We start from the raw sequence: 16,705 nt of genomic DNA, 5'->3' as shown, positions 1-16,705 counted from the left end.
CATGGCAATCTTTCTGACCAAGGACTCCAAGGTCATCGTGCAGGGCATCACCGGCGGCGAGGGCACCAAGCACACCGCGCTGATGCTGAAGGCCGGCACCCAGGTCGTGGGCGGCGTCAACGCCCGCAAGGCAGGCACCAAGGTGTCGCACAAGGACAAGGACGGCAACGACGTCGAGCTGCCGGTGTTCGGCAGTGTCGCGGAGGCCATGAAGGAGACCGGCGCCGACGTGTCGATCGCGTTCGTGCCGCCGGCGTTCTCCAAGGACGCCATCATCGAGGCCATCGACGCCGAGATCCCGCTGCTGGTCGTCATCACCGAGGGAATCCCGGTGCAGGACAGCGCCTATGCGTGGGCCTACAACGTCGAGAAGGGCGAAAAGACCCGCATCATCGGGCCGAACTGCCCCGGCATCATCACGCCCGGCGAGTCGCTGGTCGGCATCACGCCGAACAACATCACCGGCAAGGGCCCGATCGGTCTGGTGTCGAAGTCCGGCACGCTGACCTACCAGATGATGTACGAGCTGCGCGATCTCGGCTTCTCCACCGCCATCGGCATCGGCGGCGACCCGGTCATCGGGACCACCCACATCGACGCCATCGAGGCGTTCGAGAAGGACCCCGAGACCAAGGTCATCGTGATGATCGGCGAGATCGGTGGCGACGCCGAAGAGAAGGCCGCGGCCTACGTCAAGGCCAACGTCTCCAAGCCGGTCGTCGGTTACGTCGCGGGCTTCACCGCGCCCGAGGGCAAGACCATGGGCCATGCCGGCGCCATCGTCTCCGACGGTGCGGGCACCGCGCAGGGCAAGAAGGAAGCCCTCGAGGCTGCGGGCGTGAAGGTCGGCAAGACGCCGTCCGAGACCGCGTCGCTGGCTCGGGAGATCCTGCAGAACCTCTAGTCCGCAACGCCGAAATAGCATTCCCTGTCGTCGAGCCGCAAGGTGGACGACAGGGAATTCTATTTCGGCGGGATTGGAACGTGTTCCAGTTATCGGTTAGCGTGACGAACTAACACATTCCTGGAGGTTCGTAATGCCGGTCGATCCCCGCACCCCCGTCATCGTCGGCGTCGGGCAGTTCACCGAGCGCATCGACGACCCGGACTACCGCGGCATGTCCGCCGTCGAACTGGCCACCGAGGGCGTGCGGGCCGCGCTGGCCGACACCGGCGCCGACGCGGGCGCGGTGGCACAGGCCATCGAGGTGTTCGTGGGGCTGCGGCAGTTCGAGATCTGTACTCCGTTCGGGAAGCCTCCGCTGGGCTGTTCGGACAACTATGTCCGATCGGTGGCGCGGCGCGTAGGCGCTGATCCCGCGCGCGCGGTGCTCGAGTCCATCGGCGGGAACGGCCCGCAGAAGCTGGTCACGGAGTTCGGCGGCGCGATCGCGTCGGGTGACATCGAGGTCGCGTTGATCCTCGGCTCCGAGAACGGTTCTACGCTGAAGACCTTTGCGCGCCGCGAAGACAAGCCGGACCACAGTGAGACGGTCGGCGGCCAGCTCGAGGATCGTGGGTACGGCTTCGAGCAGTACATGAGCGAGTACACGGCGTCGCACGGTCTGACCGGCGCGCCCGTGCAGTACGGGCTGCTCGACAACGCACGCCGCAGCCGGCTGGGTCTCGGCGTCGGCGACTACCGCAGAGAGATGGCCGAGCTCTTCGCGCCGTTCTCGAAAGTGGCTGCGAAGAATCCCTTTTCGTCGTCGCCGGTGGAGCGTTCGGTCGAGGAGCTCGTGACGGTCACCGATGAGAACCGGATGATCTGTGACCCGTATCCGCGGTTGATGGTGGCCCGCGATCAGGTCAACCAGGGCGCCGCGGTGCTGGTGATGTCGGTGGCGGCCGCCCGCCGGTTGGGTGTGCCCGAGGAGAAGTGGGTGTATCTGCGTGGGCACGCCAACCAAACGGAGCAGGACCTGTTGGACCGCGCGGACGTCGGCGACAGTATCTCGGCGAAACAAGCAGTGGCAGAGGCGCTTCGGGTGGCGGGCATCGGCATGGACGACGTCGCGACCTTCGACCTCTACAGCTGCTTCCCGTTCCCCGTCTTCGCCGTCTGCGATGCGTTCGGGCTGGCGGCCGACGATCCGAGAGGGTTGACCCTCACCGGTGGCTTGCCGTACTTCGGCGGACCCGGCAATAGCTACTCGCTGCACGGGATTGCCGAGACGGTCGCCGAAATGCGGGACAAGCCGGGTGCTTTCGGTCTTGTCGGCGCGAACGGCGGTGTCATGAGCAAGTACTCGGTCGGGGTGTACTCGACCGAACCCGCCGACTGGGCGGCCGACCGCAGCAAGGCGCTGCAGGCCGACATCGCGGCGTTGCCGAAGGTGTCCGTCACCCGCAATGCGGACGGCCGGGCCACCATCGAGACCTACTCGGTGCGCTACGACTGGCCGGTTCGGACGGGCATCATCATCGGGAGGCTCGAATCGGACGACAGCCGGTTCCTGGCCATCACCGAGGACGAGGACCTGGTGGCTCTGATGTCCGACGGTGACCCGTTGGGTGCTCACATCGCGGTGAAGTCGACGGAGGACGGCATCAACCGGGCGTCACTGGCCTGAACCGGGCTGTCACTTCGCCTGACGTCGAGGCACGCGCCCCTTCGACTCGAACCGGTGGCGGATGCTTGCCCGCTTTACGCGGCGATGTTCGGCGTGCGGGTCGTCGAATACCTGGACGATGTGTGGGCTGATGGAGTGCATGGCGTTCCTCCCGGGTCGTTCCGCTGAGCGGAGTCCTCTTGCCCAACGAACTGTCGTCTCCGTCGCCCATCAAGGCGTGCGTAGTCGACTACCCGAATCAGAAGGTCCTGCTAGTGATCGCCCAACTCGCGGGCGACGGGTTGGCGCGCCGAGTTCTGCAGTAGCGTCGCGATTTAGCCGGGTGCACGACAACCATGCAGAAGTCGAGGGTGCGTGTGGCGAGATCTGCAGGACGGTTGTCGCCGTCGGCGACCGGTCGGCATCACGCTCGACCATGTGGTTCATTCCAGGGGATGGTCATCGTCGGGATGCGCGAATATGCCGCGCCAATACTCGGTGCGGTGAATTCTGCATCTATGGTCGCGATTTTGGCGGGGCGACAGCCCTGTGGCAGATCTCGGCGACGGGTCGGCCGCGGGCAGGGTGACGTGCCCTACGCGAACGCGGCGATCTTGCCCGCCAGACGCTCCACGTAGGACGCCACATCGGACTCGGACTTGTCGGGCAGGCCGAACAGCACCTCGGTGACGCCGAGTTCGGCCCAACGAGCCAGCTTCTCGGCGTCGGGCTTGAAGTCCAGTGCCACGATCTGCGGCGCGCCATCCCGGCCGGCCGCTGCCCAGGTGTCCTGCAGCAGCTTCACCGGGGTGTCGATGTCGAAGTCGCGCGGCGTGGTGATCCAGCCGTCGGCGGACTTAGAGATCCACTTGAAGTTCTTCTCAGTGCCTGCAGCGCCCACCAGCACGGGGATGTGCGACTGGACGGGCTTGGGCCAGGCCCAGCTGGGTCCGAATTTGACGAATTCACCGTCGAATTCGGCTTCCTCCTGCGTCCACAGCGCCCGCATGGCCTCGAGGTATTCGCGCAGCATCGTGCGGCGCCGTGCCGGCGGAACGTTGTGGTCGGCGAGTTCGTCGGTGTTCCAGCCGAATCCGACGCCCAAGCTGACCCGGCCGCCCGACAGATGATCGAGCGTCGCGATGGACTTCGCGAGCGTGATCGGGTCGTGCTCGACCGGCAGCGCGACGGCCGTCGACAGCCGCACCCGCGACGTCACCGCGGCCGCCGTGCCCAGGCTGACCCACGGGTCCAGCGTGCGCATGTAGCGGTCATCGGGTAGCGACTCGTCGCCGGTGGTCGGGTGCGCCGCCTCCCGCTTGATCGGGATGTGGGTGTGTTCGGGCACGTAGAAGGTGTGAAAGCCGTGGTCATCGGCCAACTTGGCGGCCGCCGCCGGAGTGATCCCGCGGTCGCTGGTGAAGAGAACGAGCCCGTAGTCCATTCCAGAATTAGAACGTGTTCTAGTCCGAAGGGCAAGGTGGGGTACCCGCTACTCACCTTTGTGCGCCCCGAACTCGCGTAGTCCTCTACTCACGACCCGGGGCGGCGACGACGGCACAGTTCGGGTCATGGGCATCGAACGATCGCGCCGACGAAAGCTGCTCGAGTGGGTACGGCGCTACCTACCGTGCGAAATCGCCGGAACCACATGTGAATTCGGCGGGGCGGCAATCGCCTACGCGGTCACCGGGTCGTTCGCCGCTGCGGCCATCGTCGCGACCATCGGTGCGTCGGCCGGGTACTACGCTGCGGCCTACACGGCGGCGGTACGCACCACCTACCGCGCACACCACCACCTGCCGAGGATGCGACGGGCGGCCAGCGCCAACGGTCTCGCCCTGCGCAGCGTCGCGATCGAGTTCGGGCCCGCCGAGGTGATCGACAGCGCGCTCATCAGGCCGCTGGCCTTCTATCTCGGGCCGATCCTCTTCGGTGGCATGGTCGCGGGCTGGATCTTCGCCAAGCTGATCGCCGACGTCGGCTTCTACGTTCTGGCCATCTTCAGCTACGAGCGATTCCAGTCTCTGCTGGCAGTGCGCCGGCCCGCAGCGGGGGAGGTGGGACATGGATCCGCAGCGCCGGTCGCAGCTTAGGGACGCGCTGCGGCGCAGCAGCACGCAGTGGCGGGAACTCGTCGCCCGACACGGCACCCCGCTACTCGTGCTGGACCCCTACCGTGTGGCCGCGCAGTACTCGCTTCTCACCGAGCGGTTGCGCGGCTTCCGACTGCACTATGCGGTCAAGGCCCTGCCGCACCCCGCCGTGTTGACCGTGCTGGCGGCATGCGGCAGCAGCTTCGACGTCGCAAGCAGCGCCGAAGTCGACCTGGTGCGGTCACTCGGCGTTCCCATGGCCCGTTGCATCCATACGCATCCGATCAAGAAGGCCACCGACATCGACTACGCCTACAAGTGCGGCGTCCGCACGTTCGTCGTCGACAACCCTTGTGAGGCACAGAAGTTCGTCGGACGGGAATCGGACATCCGGATACTGGTGCGCCTGGCGTTCCCGAATCCGACGGCGAAGTCGGACCTGTCGTCGAAGTTCGGCACCGACCCGGCCGAGGCGGAACTGCTCGTCAAACACGTCGTCGCAGCCGGGGTTCAATTCGCGGGCTTCAGCTTCCACGTCGGCAGCCAGGGTTCGTCGGTGCAGCCCTTCCGGGACGCGTTGCAGGCGACGCTGGAGCTGACCCGACACGTCGAGCGGACGCTGGGACTGCACGTGTCGACCATCGACATCGGTGGCGGCTTTCCCGTGTCCTACCGCGAGGACGCCCCGCCCATCGGCGCCATCGCCGACGTCGTCGACGACGTGCTGGGGCCGCGTCGCAGGAACCTCACCCTGCTCGCCGAACCGGGCCGCTTCCTCGTCGCGGACTGCATGACGCTGCTGACCAGCGTCGTCGGCAGCGCCATCCGGGCGGGCCGGACGTGGCACTACCTCGACGACGGCCTGTACGGCAGCTACTCCAACGTGATGACCGAGGACGTCCACCCGCCGATCCTCGCGCTCGACGAAGTCGACGGGGACCGCCACTGCATGCCACTCGAGGACGTCACCCTCGCCGGGCCCACCTGCGACAGCGTCGACGTCGTCGCGCGGGACTACCCGATGCCCGCGCTGAACGTCGGCGACGTCGTCGTCAGCCCGATGATGGGCGCCTACACGTCGGTGACCTCGTCGCGATTCAACGGCATCGCGGAGACGCCCATCGTGGTGTCCCACCCTTAGGTTCATCCCGATCGTTACCCGTGACGCCGTGGTCCGGTGTTGCTGGGATGGCACACCATGACCACCGAACGCATCGCCGATCACGTCAAGTTCGCCTACTGGGTGCCCAACGTCAGCGGCGGTCTGGTGACCAGTGACATCGAACAGCGCACCGACTGGAATTACGAGTACAACAAGAAGCTCGCGCAGACCGCGGAGAACAACGGATTCGAGTACGCGCTGTCCCAGGTCCGGTACGAGGCCAGCTACGGCGCCGAATTCCAGCACGAGTCCACCAGCTTCAGCCTGGCGCTGCTGTTGGCCACCGAACGGCTCAAGGTCATCGCCGCCGTCCATCCGGGACTGTGGCAGCCGGCAGTACTCGCCAAGCTCGGCGCCACCGCCGATCACCTGAGCAACGGGCGCTTCGCCGTCAACGTCGTCTCGGGCTGGTTCAAGGACGAGTTCACCCACCTGGGCGAGCCGTGGCTGGAGCACGACGAGCGCTACCGCCGCAGCGCGGAGTTCCTGCAGGTGCTGCGCAAGATCTGGACCGAGGACGACGTGGACTTCCGCGGCGACTTCTACCGCATCCACGACTTCACGTTGAAGCCCAAGCCCCTCAACACGCCCGAGCGGCCCAACCCCGAACTGTTCCAGGGCGGTAACTCGACGGCCGCGCGCCGCAACGGCGGGCTCTACTCCGACTGGTACTTCTCCAACGGCAAGGACTTCGACGGCATCTCCGAACAGGTCGTCGAGGTCCGAGACCATGCCCGCACGGTCAACCGCGAGGTGAAGGTGGGGCTGAACGGCTTCATCATCGCCAGGGACACCGAGAAGGAGGCGAAGGACACGCTCCGGGAGATCATCGACAAGGCCAACAAGCCCGCCGTCGAGGGTTTCCGTGGTGCCGTGCAGCAGGCGGGCAACTCGACGGGCGACAAGAAGGGCATGTGGGCCGACTCGTCGTTCGAGGACTTGGTGCAGTACAACGACGGGTTCCGCACCCAGCTGATCGGGACGCCCGAGCAGATCGCCGAACGCATCGCGGCCTACCGCAAACGCGGCGTCGACCTGATCCTCGGCGGTTTCCTCCACTTTCAGGAGGAGATCGAGTACTTCGGCTCCAACGTCCTGCCGCTGGTGCGTGAAATCGAGGAGTCCGAACAGAATTCGAGCGACGCGCCGGTGCTCGTCTCGGTCTGAACGCGGACGGTTTGCTCGCGGCGCCGGTGCGGGTCCGATGCGCCGCAGGGCGTTTTGGCCCGCGCGGCCGTGCGCTAGCGTGGATGGTCGAATCGAGCACAGGAGAGGTCATGACCTACCCGCCAGGTAGCCCCGGTTATTCATCCACCCCAACGACGCAGTTCTCCGCGCAGACGCAGCAGTTGTCCACGGCGCCAGAATCCGAGACCCCGGCCGCGAGCAAGCTGCCCCTGTACCTGGCCGCCGCCGTCGCGGTGCTCGGCCTCGCGGTCTACCTGTCGAGCTTCGGCCCGCAGTTCACCATCTCCAACTCGGAGTTTCCTCAGCTCGGGTCCGCCAGCGGTAGCACCCTGGGCCTGGGCATCGCCCTGGTGGCTGCGGTCCTGGCCGCGCTTCTGGCCGGGGTGAGCCTGGTGCCCAAGCAGCGCAACTTCGTCGGGGTCGTCGCTGTCGTCGCCGTCCTGGCCTTCCTGTTGGTCATCGCCGAGGTGATCAACGCGCCCAGCGGCGCCACCATCGACTGGGCGCTGTACCTGGTCATCGCATTCAGCCTGCTGCAGGCCATCGCCGCGGTGGCGTGGTTGCTGCTGGACGCCGGCGTCATCACCGCGCCCGCGCCAAAGCCCAAGTACGACCAACAGCAGCAGTACAACCCGTACGGCGCGCCTGGCGGTTACTACGGCCAACCCCAGGGCCAGCAGCAGCACCCGGGCCAGTACCCGCAGCAACAGGGTGGGCAGCAGCGGCCGGGCTACCAGCCGCAGTACGGCCAGGGCCAGGGGTACCCGGGCAACCCGTCGACCGGCGGCTTCCAATCCCAGAACCCGCAGCAGCATTCCGGTCCGCCCACCCCTCCGACCGGCTTCCCGACCTTCGGCCAACCCCAGTCCTCCGGCGGGTCCGGAAACCAGGGGACTCAGGGGTCGTCGCAACAATCGGGACAGCCACAGCAGCCCGCTACGCAGCAATCGGCTCCTCCGCCGTCATAATCACTAGCGGCGCGCATGCCGTGTTCGCGCGCACCAGCTCGTGCGAGGAGCGACGCGTCTAGTGGACAACCGGCCAGTCGGCACCCGTCAGGCCCGCGACCTGCTCAGGGTCGCGTTCGGGCCGTCAGTGATCGCGCTGGTCATCATCGCAGCGGTAGTTCTGCTGCAGTTGCTGATCGTCAACAGCGACATGACGGGCGCGTCCGGCGCGATCGCCACCACGTGGCTCGGCGTCCATCAGGTCCCGGTCTCCATCGGTGGCCGCGAACTCGGTGTGATGCCGCTGCTTCCCGTGCTCGCGATGGTGTTCGGCGCCGCCCGCACCACAGCTGCGGCCCTGCGCCCCGGCAGCTCCTGGTTCGTCGTCCGCTGGGTGGTCGCGTCAGCGGTCGGCGGGCCGATGCTGATCGCCGCGATCGCGTTGGCGATCATCCACGACGCGTCGTCCGTCCTGACCGAACTTCAGACGCCGAGCGCGCTGCGCGCCTTCGGCGGCGTGCTGGCGGTGCACCTCATCGGTGCGGTGATCGGCGTCGGGTCGCGCGTGGTGCGGCGTCCCTCGATGGCCGCGCAGGTGCCGGGCTGGCTGCCGGAGGCCGTGCGGGCGGCGGCAGCCGGGGTTCTGGCGCTGTTCGGGCTCTCCGGCGTGGTCGCGGTCGGATCGATGGTCGTGCACTGGGCGACGATGCACGATCTGTACGCCATCACGGACTCGGTGTTCGGCCAGTTCAGTCTCACGCTGCTGTCGGTGCTGTACGTGCCCAACGTCATCGTCGGCACGGCTGCCGTCGCGGTCGGGTCCAGCGCGCACATCGGGCTGGCCACGTTCAGCTCCTTCACCGTCCTCGGCGGTGACGTTCCCGCGGTGCCGGTGCTCGCCGCCGTTCCCTCTCCGCCGCTGGGGCCCGTCTGGGTGGCACTGCTCATCGTGGCCGCCGCCTCGGCGGTCGCGGTCGGCCAGCAGTGTGCGCGGCGGCCCCTGACCTTGCCGCTGGCAGCGGCCAAGCTGGCGGTGGCGTCGGCGCTGGCCGCCGTCGTCATGGCGCTGCTCGGTTACGCGGGCGGGGGGAAGCTGGGAAACTTCGGTGACGTGGGCGTCGACCAGGCCACCTTCGGTCCGGCCGTCTTCCTGTGGTTCGTCGGGATCGGCGGCCTGACCGTCGCGATGACCGGCGGCATCGCCCGGCGTCCCAAGCCGAGGCCCGCGCCCGTCGTCGTGGCAGCGCCACTGCCTGACGAGCCCGATGAACCCGTCGAGCCCGATGAACCCGTCGAATTCGACGAACCCGTGGAATTCGACGCACCCGTCGTCGAGGAGGCGGAGACCGAGCCGGTGTTCGCCGCACCTCCGTTCGACGACGTGCCCCGTGCGGTGCGTCATCACGATCTCGACGACGACCCCGAGGCGCACTTCATCACCGACGACGACGCCGAGATCTCCCAGCCGGACGCCACCAGCGACGAGGCGCGCAGACCGGCCGATTAGGCTGCACCCGTGCTGCCTGAGCTCCGCGTGCCCCCGAGTGCGCCGGCGCGGCTGGTGGTCCTGGCGTCGGGCACGGGTTCATTGTTGGAGTCGTTGTTGGACGCCGCGACTGGCGACTACCCGGCGCGGGTGGTTGCGGTCGGTACGGATCGTGCGTGCCGTGCGCTCGACGTGGCGGCGGAGGCCTCGGTGCCGGGTTACACCGTGCGCCTCGGAGACCATCCCGATCGCGCGGCGTGGGACGCCGCCATCACGGCCGCGACGGCGGAGCATCGGCCCGACCTGGTGGTGTCGGCGGGCTTCATGAAGATCCTTGGGCGGGAGTTCCTTTCCCGTTTCCTGGGCCGGGTGGTCAACACGCATCCGGCCCTGCTGCCCGCGTTCCCCGGCGCTCACGCGGTGCTCGAGGCACTGACCTACGGTGTCCGGCTCACGGGTTGCACCGTGCATCTGGTTGACGAGGGCGTCGACACCGGGCCGATCCTGGCGCAGGAGGCGGTGGCGGTGCTCGACGGCGACGACGAGGCCAGCCTGCACGAGCGGATCAAGGTCGTCGAACGACGGTTGTTGGTGGATGTGCTCGCCGCGATGGCAACACGCGGCGTGACGTGGACGGGACGAAAGGCGGCCATGGGATGACGGAACACGAGGGCCAGCCGGACGGCAGGCGCCCCATTCGGCGGGCGCTGATCAGCGTCTACGACAAGACGGGCCTTGCGGATCTCGCGCTCGGGCTGCACGAGGCGGGCGTGGCCATCGTATCCACCGGGTCGACGGCGAAGACCATTGCGGCAGCTGGTGTTCCGGTGACCCCGGTCGAGGACGTCACCGGTTTTCCCGAGGTGCTCGACGGCCGGGTCAAGACGTTGCACCCGCACGTGCACGCCGGTCTGCTCGCCGATACCCGCAAGCCGGAGCACCTTGCCGCGCTGCAGGAGCTCGGCGTCGCCGCCTTCGAATTGGTGGTGGTCAACCTCTACCCGTTCACCGAGACGGTCGAGTCGGGCGCGAGCGAGGACGAGTGCGTCGAGCAGATCGACATCGGCGGGCCGTCGATGGTGCGCGCCGCGGCCAAGAACCATCCCAGCGTCGCAGTGGTGGTCGAGCCGCTCGGATATGACGGCGTGCTCGCCGCCGTGCGAGCGGGTGGCTTCACGCTCGCCGAGCGAAAGCGGTTGGCGTCGTTGGCGTTCCGCCACACCGCGGAGTACGACGTCGCGGTGGCGACGTGGATGGGCTCGACGCTGTCCCCGGAACGATCCGAGGCCCCCGCATCGCTGCCGCAGTGGTTCGCGGGCACCTGGCGTCGTTCGGCGGTGCTGCGCTACGGCGAGAACCCGCACCAGAGCGCCGCGTTGTACACCGACGCCAGCGCGTGGCCCGGTCTGGCGCAGGCGCAGCAGCTGCACGGTAAGGAGATGTCCTACAACAACTTCACCGACGCCGACGCGGCATGGCGCGCGGCGTTCGACCACGAAGACGTCTGCGTCGCGATCATCAAACACGCCAACCCGTGCGGCATCGCCGTGTCGTCGGTGTCGGTCGCCGATGCGCACCGCAAGGCCCACGAGTGCGATCCACTCAGTGCGTTCGGCGGCGTCATCGCGGCCAACACGGCCGTCAGCGTCGAGATGGCCGAGACGGTCGCCGACATCTTCACCGAGGTCATCATCGCGCCCGCCTATGATCCGGGCGCCGTGGACATCTTGGCGCGCAAGAAGAACATTCGCGTGCTGGTGGCCGCCGAGCCCCTGGTGGGCGGCACCGAGTTCCGTCAGATCAGCGGCGGACTGCTGGCGCAACAGCGCGATGCAATCGATGCCGAAGGCGACGACTCGACCAACTGGACGCTGGCCACCGGCTCACCGGCTGACCCAGACACGTTGGCCGATCTGGTGTTCGCCTGGCGCACCTGCCGTGCGGTGAAGTCCAACGCGATCGTCATCGCCAAGGGCGGTGCGACCATCGGCGTCGGCATGGGTCAGGTCAATCGCGTCGACGCGGCACGGCTGGCGGTCGAGCGCGGCGGCGACAGGGTGCCCGGCTCGGTCGCGGCATCCGACGCGTTCTTCCCGTTCCCCGACGGGCTGGAGACGTTGACGGCGGCGGGCGTGCAGGCGATCGTCCATCCGGGCGGATCGATGCGCGACGACATCGTGACTCAAGCCGCTGAGGCGGCGGGCATCACGCTGTACCTGACGGGTGCCCGCCACTTCGCGCATTAGCGCCAATTGGATTGGGCGGCTGGCGGTCTGCCCCGATCATTCACCGAACGGGCACTGGCGCGTCCAGTACTTCAACGCGCCCATCGTGCGCAAAGGGGGCAGACCGTAGCCGCCGTTCCACTGTGTGATCTCCTCACCTTCCTCTCGTCAGTTCGACCAGCGTGGCTCCGGAGGGCCGCGCTGCGTCGCCCTAACCGGTCCGGCATGTCGGCGGGTCCACTCACGACGTGCGCGGGCGGATCCGTCCAACGACCATCCGGCCCACCGGGGCCCGTCAAGGGCACACCCGGTGGCCGGAGGTGCCGGTGGGCGTCGGCGCGGTTGCAGCGCGGCGCACAGAATCGCGTCGACGTCGGCGAACAGCTCGGTCACGTCTCGGTCCAGGAGGCACAGGACCTCGCCGGAGGCATAGTCGCTCGTGTCGACCGTCCCGAAGGGGTCGTGCGTCATCGCAACCACCTGCCTCGTCCCACCGGCCGATCAGGCGTTGATGGCAGCGTGCCCGTTGCTCCGCTCGATGTTGATCTTGCGGGGCTTCGCCCGCTCGGCGACCGGGATTCTCAGCCGCAAGACGCCTTCCTCGTAGGACGCGTCGATCCGGTCGGTGTCCAGGTTCTCGCCGAGGACCAGCTGCCGGCTGAACACCCCGCGCTGGCGCTCGGAGGCCAGCATCTCGCGATCGGGGTCGAGGCGGGGGCGCTCCGCGCGGACCGTGACGACGTTGCGTTCGACGTCCAGGTCCAGTGAGTCGGGGGCGACGCCGGGCAGGTCGAATTCGACGACGAACTCTTCGCCGTCCCGCCAGGCGTCCATCGGCATCACTACGGGACGTGCCGCCGTGCCCAGCACTTGTTGGGTGAGGCGGTCGAGGTCTCGGAATGGATCAGTACGCATCAGCATGGTGGTCACCTCCAACGTGTATGTCAGATGTCACTCATAACCTATGCCAACAGGCATATATTTCTTATAGCACTGCCGCTAAGATCAGGCAAGAGTCCAAACGGGATTTTCTTGATGAGGTGTGGCGATGACCGACGAGCCCGACCGAACCGGCCCTCCCGCCGACCAAGGCGTCTATGGGATCTCGGTGGCGGCCGAACTTGCGGGCGCAGGCACCCAGTCACTGCGGCTCTGGGAACGCCACGGTCTGCTCAACCCGTCGCGCACCGAAGGCGGCACCCGTCGCTACAGCGCTGACGACCTGGAGCGGTTGAAGCGCATCACCAGCCTCGTGGATGCCGGCGTCAACATCGCAGGCATCGCACGCATCCTGGAGGTCGAGGACCACAACACGGAATTGCAAGCGGCCAATGACGAACTCCGCGCGGCCAATACCGGTCTCGAGGCCACCAATCGGCGACTTCGGAATGGCGCCGGGTGATCCGAACTCGACCATCCCCGAAACCCCTCGGACCAGTACCGACCGGTGTATTCCCGAATCTGCCGACGAACTCGTGTTTGCGCTAAGAGCAGGGAGCGCATGCCGCGCACGCCTCACCGTCGTAGCGTGGAGTGGTGACATCACCTAACGATCTCCCGCGCACGCTCGGCGAGCTCCGTGCCTCCGGCCATCGCGAGCGGGGCGTCAAGCAGGAAATCCGGGAAAACCTACTGGCCGCGCTGGCCGACGGCCGCGACGTGTGGCCCGGAATCTTCGGCTTCGAGGACACCGTCCTGCCGCAGCTCGAGCGGGCGCTGATCGCCGGGCACGACCTGGTTCTGCTCGGGGAGCGCGGCCAGGGCAAGACCCGACTGCTGCGCGGACTGACCGGCCTGCTCGACGAGTGGACGCCGGTGATCGCGGGCTCGGAGCTCAACGAGCATCCGTTCACCCCGATCACGCCCGAGTCGATCCGTCGCGCGGCCGACTCCGGCGACGACCTGCCGGTCGCGTGGCGGCACCGCTCCGAGCGCTACACCGAGAAGCTCGCGACGCCGGACACCAGCGTCGCCGACCTGGTTGGCGACATCGACCCGATCAAGGTGGCCGAGGGTCGCAGCCTTGGCGATCCCGAGACCATCGCCTACGGGCTGATCCCGCGCGCACACCGCGGCATCGTCGCCGTCAACGAGCTGCCAGACCTCGCCGAGCGCATTCAGGTCTCGATGCTGAACGTGATGGAGGAGCGCGACATCCAGGTCCGTGGCTACACGCTGCGGTTGCCGCTCGACGTGTTGGTGGTGGCGAGCGCCAACCCCGAGGACTACACCAACCGCGGCCGGATCATCACGCCGCTGAAGGACCGGTTCGGCGCCGAGATTCGCACGCACTACCCGCTGCAGCTCGAGGCCGAGGTGGCAGTCATCAAGCAGGAGGCGCACCTCGCCGCGGCCGTGCCCGACTACCTGTTGCAGATCCTGGCGCGCTTCGCGAGGAACCTTCGCGAATCGCAGTCGGTCGACCAACGTTCCGGTGTCTCGGCACGGTTCGCCATCGCGGCCGCCGAGACCGTCGCCGCCGCGGCGCGGCACCGCTCGACGGTCCTCGGTGAGGAGGAGCCGGTGGCACGGGTGGTGGATCTCGCCACGGTGATCGACGTGCTGCGCGGCAAGCTGGAGTTCGAGTCGGGCGAAGAGGGACGCGAGCAGGCCGTCCTCGAGCACCTGTTGCGGCGGGCCACCGCGGACACCGCTCAACGGCTGCTCGGCGGCATCGACGTGGGTCCGATGGTCTCCGCCGTCGAAGAGGGCTCGCCGGTCACCACGGGGGAGCGGGTCTCGGCCAAGGACGTCCTCGCGGCGCTGCCGGACCTGCCCGTCATCGAAGCCATCGCCACCCGTCTCGGTGCGCAGACCGACGGTGAGCGCGCCGCCGCGATCGAGCTGGCGCTCGAGGCCTTGTATCTCGCGAAGCGCATCGACAAGGTATCGGGCGAAGGCGAAACCGTATATGGCTAAACGCACGTCGCGATACTCGCGATACAGCGGCGGCCCCGACCCGCTCGCCGCGCCGGTCGATCTGCGTGAGGCACTCGAACAGATCGGCCAGGAAGTCATGGAGGGAAGCTCGCCGCGGCGGGCACTGTCCGAACTCATGCGGCGGGGCACCCAGAACATGACCGGCGCCGACCGGTTGGCCGCCGAAGCCAACCGCAAACGCCGGGAACTGTTGCAGCGCAACAACCTCGACGGCACGCTGGCCGAAATCAAGAAGCTGCTCGACGAGGCCGTGCTTGCCGAGCGCAAGGAATTGGCCCGCGCACTCGACGACGACGCGCGTTTCGGTGAACTGCAGCTGGAGTCGCTGTCGCCGTCGCCGGCCAAGGCCGTCCAGGAACTTTCGGACTACGAGTGGCGCTCGCCCGAGGCGCAGCAGAAGTACGAGCAGATCAAGGACCTGATGGGTCGCGAGATGCTCGACCAGCGGTTCGCAGGCATGAAGCAGGCGCTGGAGAACGCCACCGACGAGGATCGTCAACGCGTCAACGACATGCTCGACGATCTGAACGACTTGTTGGACAAGCACTCTCGCGGTGAGGACACCGAGCAGGACTTTTCCGACTTCATGAAGGAGCACGGCGAGTTCTTCCCCGAGAACCCGCAGAACATCGACGAGCTGCTCGACTCGCTGGCCAAGCGTGCCGCCGCCGCGCAGCGGTTCCGCAACAGCCTCTCCGCAGACCAGCGTGCCGAGCTGGATGCTCTGGCACAGCAGGCCTTCGGCTCGCCGTCGCTGATGAACGCGCTGGATCGACTCGACTCGCACCTGCAGGCCGCGCGGCCCGGCGAAAACTGGTCGGGCTCGGAACGGTTCTCCGGCGACGACCCCCTCGGCATGGGGGAGGGCGCCCAGGCGCTGGCCGACATCGCCGAACTCGAACAACTGGCCGAGCAACTGTCGCAGAGCTATGCAGGCGCCACGATGGACGACGTCGATCTGGACATGCTCGCCCGGCAACTCGGCGAGGACGCCGCCGTGGACGCCAGGACGCTTGCTGAGCTCGAACGCACGCTGATGAATCAAGGCTTCCTGGATCGCGGCTCCGACGGACAGTGGCGGCTCTCGCCCAAGGCCATGCGGCAGCTCGGCCAGGCCGCGCTGCGCGACGTCGCGCAAAGATTGTCGGGCCGCCATGGCGAACGCGACACCCGCCGGGCCGGTGCGGCGGGGGAGCTCACGGGGGCGACACGGCCCTGGCAGTTCGGCGACACCGAGCCGTGGAATGTCACGAGGACGCTGACGAACGCGGTGCTGCGGCAAGCCGGCACGGGTGTGGCGGAGCTGCCCATGCGGATCACGGTGGACGACGTCGAGATCTCCGAGACCGAGACGCGGACCCAAGCCGCGGTGGCGCTGCTGGTCGACACCTCCTTCTCGATGGTGATGGAGAACCGCTGGCTGCCGATGAAGCGCACCGCGCTCGCACTCCACCATCTGGTCGGCACCCGGTTCCGGTCCGACTCGCTGGAGATCATCGCCTTCGGCAGGTACGCGCGGACGGTGACGGCCGGCGAGTTGGCCGGCCTCGAGGGCGTCTACGAACAGGGCACCAACCTGCACCATGCGCTGGCGCTGGCCAGCAGGCACCTGCGCCGCCACCCGAACGCCCAGCCCGTGGTGCTGGTCGTCACCGATGGAGAGCCGACCGCTCACCTCGAGGACTACGGCGACGGTGACGGCACATCGGTGTTCTTCGACTACCCGCCGCATCCGCGCACCGTCGCGCACACCGTGCGGGGGTTCGACGAGGTCGCTCGGTTGGGTGCGCAGGTGACGATCTTCAGGTTGGGCAGCGATCCCGGCCTTGCCCAATTCATCGATTACGTTGCCAGGCGGGTGGAGGGTCGCGTCGTCGTTCCCGAGCTCGACGGCCTCGGCGCCGCGGTGGTTGGCGACTATCTGCGCTCCCGACGCCGCCGCTAACCCGGCTGATTGCTAAGAAGTCCGGTTAACTGGAAGTTACCCGGCAAGCTACCGGTGAGTGACGTTTACGTTATTTGCCCAGGCCTGTCGCAGATTGACGCGGGCGTCCGCAAAACCCTGATGGGATGCTGCTTCGAAAGATGCGCCATCCAGGCATTTCGGTC

The 16,705-nt window shown here is 67.6% G+C and carries 16 protein-coding genes; 13 read left to right on the top strand and 3 right to left on the bottom strand.

The features are described 5' to 3' along the window. Position 1: 1 nt before the first annotated feature. The 3 genes from sucD to N536_RS43400 all read left to right on the top strand — a co-directional run bounded on the left by sucD (position 2) and on the right by N536_RS43400 (position 2,878). Positions 2-904 (top strand): succinate--CoA ligase subunit alpha, encoded by a 903-nt coding sequence (gene sucD, locus N536_RS0133560; RefSeq protein WP_029117616.1) that lies wholly within the window; start codon positions 2-4, stop codon positions 902-904. 133 nt (positions 905-1,037) lie between these two features. Further along, positions 1,038-2,573 (top strand): acetyl-CoA acetyltransferase, encoded by a 1,536-nt coding sequence (locus tag N536_RS0133555; protein ID WP_029117615.1) that lies wholly within the window; start codon positions 1,038-1,040, stop codon positions 2,571-2,573. A gap of 179 nt (positions 2,574-2,752) precedes the next feature. Beyond that, on the top strand, positions 2,753-2,878 hold the full coding sequence (locus N536_RS43400; RefSeq protein WP_255358533.1) for a hypothetical protein: 126 nt from the start codon (positions 2,753-2,755) through the stop codon (positions 2,876-2,878). Between the two features lie 269 nt (positions 2,879-3,147). On the opposite strand, the gene N536_RS0133545 is transcribed toward N536_RS43400, so the two are convergent. After that, positions 3,148-3,996, bottom strand: coding sequence for an LLM class F420-dependent oxidoreductase (locus N536_RS0133545; RefSeq protein WP_029117614.1), 849 nt, complete (start codon positions 3,994-3,996; stop codon positions 3,148-3,150). Between the two features lie 127 nt (positions 3,997-4,123). On the opposite strand from N536_RS0133545, the gene N536_RS0133540 reads away from it, so the two are divergent. The 7 genes from N536_RS0133540 (at position 4,124) to purH (ending at position 11,677) form a co-directional block, all read left to right on the top strand. Further along, positions 4,124-4,648: a hypothetical protein gene (locus N536_RS0133540; protein WP_029117613.1), complete on the top strand. Its 525-nt coding sequence runs from the start codon at positions 4,124-4,126 to the stop codon at positions 4,646-4,648. Then, on the top strand, positions 4,620-5,789 hold the full coding sequence (locus N536_RS0133535) for a type III PLP-dependent enzyme (RefSeq protein ID WP_029117612.1): 1,170 nt from the start codon (positions 4,620-4,622) through the stop codon (positions 5,787-5,789). The genes N536_RS0133540 and N536_RS0133535 overlap by 29 nt, the downstream gene beginning before the upstream one ends. A 57-nt stretch (positions 5,790-5,846) precedes the next feature. Beyond that, positions 5,847-6,977 (top strand): dimethylsulfone monooxygenase SfnG, encoded by a 1,131-nt coding sequence (gene sfnG, locus N536_RS0133530; protein WP_029117611.1) that lies wholly within the window; start codon positions 5,847-5,849, stop codon positions 6,975-6,977. A 110-nt stretch (positions 6,978-7,087) separates the two neighbouring features. Next, positions 7,088-7,966: a DUF5336 domain-containing protein gene (locus N536_RS0133525; protein ID WP_029117610.1), complete on the top strand. Its 879-nt coding sequence runs from the start codon at positions 7,088-7,090 to the stop codon at positions 7,964-7,966. A 61-nt stretch (positions 7,967-8,027) separates the two neighbouring features. Continuing rightward, positions 8,028-9,452, top strand: a complete 1,425-nt coding sequence (locus N536_RS0133520; RefSeq protein ID WP_029117609.1) for a DUF6350 family protein — start codon at positions 8,028-8,030, stop codon at positions 9,450-9,452. A 9-nt stretch (positions 9,453-9,461) separates the two neighbouring features. After that, a complete protein-coding gene (gene purN, locus N536_RS0133515; protein ID WP_029117608.1) occupies positions 9,462-10,091 on the top strand; it encodes a phosphoribosylglycinamide formyltransferase in 630 nt (209 codons plus the stop codon). Then, positions 10,088-11,677 carry a bifunctional phosphoribosylaminoimidazolecarboxamide formyltransferase/IMP cyclohydrolase gene (gene purH / locus N536_RS0133510; RefSeq protein WP_029117607.1) on the top strand — a complete coding sequence of 530 codons (1,590 nt, stop codon included), beginning with the start codon at positions 10,088-10,090 and terminating at the stop codon, positions 11,675-11,677. Before purN ends, purH begins: the two co-directional genes overlap by 4 nt. A gap of 147 nt (positions 11,678-11,824) precedes the next feature. On the opposite strand, the gene N536_RS0133505 is transcribed toward purH, so the two are convergent. Both N536_RS0133505 and N536_RS0133500 read right to left on the bottom strand, forming a co-directional pair. After that, positions 11,825-12,127 carry a hypothetical protein gene (locus N536_RS0133505; RefSeq protein ID WP_029117606.1) on the bottom strand — a complete coding sequence of 101 codons (303 nt, stop codon included), beginning with the start codon at positions 12,125-12,127 and terminating at the stop codon, positions 11,825-11,827. A gap of 30 nt (positions 12,128-12,157) precedes the next feature. Then, positions 12,158-12,577 (bottom strand): Hsp20/alpha crystallin family protein, encoded by a 420-nt coding sequence (locus tag N536_RS0133500; protein WP_029117605.1) that lies wholly within the window; start codon positions 12,575-12,577, stop codon positions 12,158-12,160. A 127-nt stretch (positions 12,578-12,704) separates the two neighbouring features. Here N536_RS0133500 and N536_RS0133495 point away from each other — a divergent pair, with 127 nt between their 5' ends. The 3 genes from N536_RS0133495 to N536_RS0133485 all read left to right on the top strand — a co-directional run bounded on the left by N536_RS0133495 (position 12,705) and on the right by N536_RS0133485 (position 16,541). Beyond that, a complete protein-coding gene (locus tag N536_RS0133495; RefSeq protein WP_029117604.1) occupies positions 12,705-13,058 on the top strand; it encodes a helix-turn-helix transcriptional regulator in 354 nt (117 codons plus the stop codon). A gap of 134 nt (positions 13,059-13,192) precedes the next feature. After that, on the top strand, positions 13,193-14,575 hold the full coding sequence (locus N536_RS0133490) for a sigma 54-interacting transcriptional regulator (protein WP_029117603.1): 1,383 nt from the start codon (positions 13,193-13,195) through the stop codon (positions 14,573-14,575). After that, complete coding sequence (locus tag N536_RS0133485) at positions 14,568-16,541, top strand: VWA domain-containing protein (protein WP_029117602.1); 1,974 nt, start codon at positions 14,568-14,570, stop codon at positions 16,539-16,541. The genes N536_RS0133490 and N536_RS0133485 overlap by 8 nt, the downstream gene beginning before the upstream one ends. Positions 16,542-16,705: the final 164 nt, after the last annotated feature.

This window comes from Mycobacterium sp. URHB0044 (assembly GCF_000620625.1).
In the GTDB taxonomy this organism is placed as follows: domain Bacteria; phylum Actinomycetota; class Actinomycetes; order Mycobacteriales; family Mycobacteriaceae; genus Mycobacterium.
Note: the sequence above shows the minus strand (reverse complement) of the source record. Positions and strands in the feature narration are given on the sequence as shown.

Excerpts from the sequence above, each read along its gene's own strand:
- sucD (WP_029117616.1), top strand. The coding sequence starts at position 2 with ATGGCAATCTTTCTGACCAAGGACTCCAAGGTCATCGTGCAGGGCATC.
- N536_RS0133535 (WP_029117612.1), top strand. The coding sequence starts at position 4,620 with ATGGATCCGCAGCGCCGGTCGCAGCTTAGGGACGCGCTGCGGCGCAGC.
- N536_RS0133500 (WP_029117605.1), bottom strand. The coding sequence starts at position 12,577 with ATGCTGATGCGTACTGATCCATTCCGAGACCTCGACCGCCTCACCCAA.
- N536_RS0133540 (WP_029117613.1), top strand. The coding sequence starts at position 4,124 with ATGGGCATCGAACGATCGCGCCGACGAAAGCTGCTCGAGTGGGTACGG.
- N536_RS0133545 (WP_029117614.1), bottom strand. The coding sequence starts at position 3,996 with ATGGACTACGGGCTCGTTCTCTTCACCAGCGACCGCGGGATCACTCCG.
- N536_RS0133495 (WP_029117604.1), top strand. The coding sequence starts at position 12,705 with ATGACCGACGAGCCCGACCGAACCGGCCCTCCCGCCGACCAAGGCGTC.
- N536_RS0133505 (WP_029117606.1), bottom strand. The coding sequence starts at position 12,127 with ATGACGCACGACCCCTTCGGGACGGTCGACACGAGCGACTATGCCTCC.
- sfnG (WP_029117611.1), top strand. The coding sequence starts at position 5,847 with ATGACCACCGAACGCATCGCCGATCACGTCAAGTTCGCCTACTGGGTG.
- N536_RS0133555 (WP_029117615.1), top strand. The coding sequence starts at position 1,038 with ATGCCGGTCGATCCCCGCACCCCCGTCATCGTCGGCGTCGGGCAGTTC.
- N536_RS0133525 (WP_029117610.1), top strand. The coding sequence starts at position 7,088 with ATGACCTACCCGCCAGGTAGCCCCGGTTATTCATCCACCCCAACGACG.
- purH (WP_029117607.1), top strand. The coding sequence starts at position 10,088 with ATGACGGAACACGAGGGCCAGCCGGACGGCAGGCGCCCCATTCGGCGG.
- N536_RS0133485 (WP_029117602.1), top strand. The coding sequence starts at position 14,568 with ATGGCTAAACGCACGTCGCGATACTCGCGATACAGCGGCGGCCCCGAC.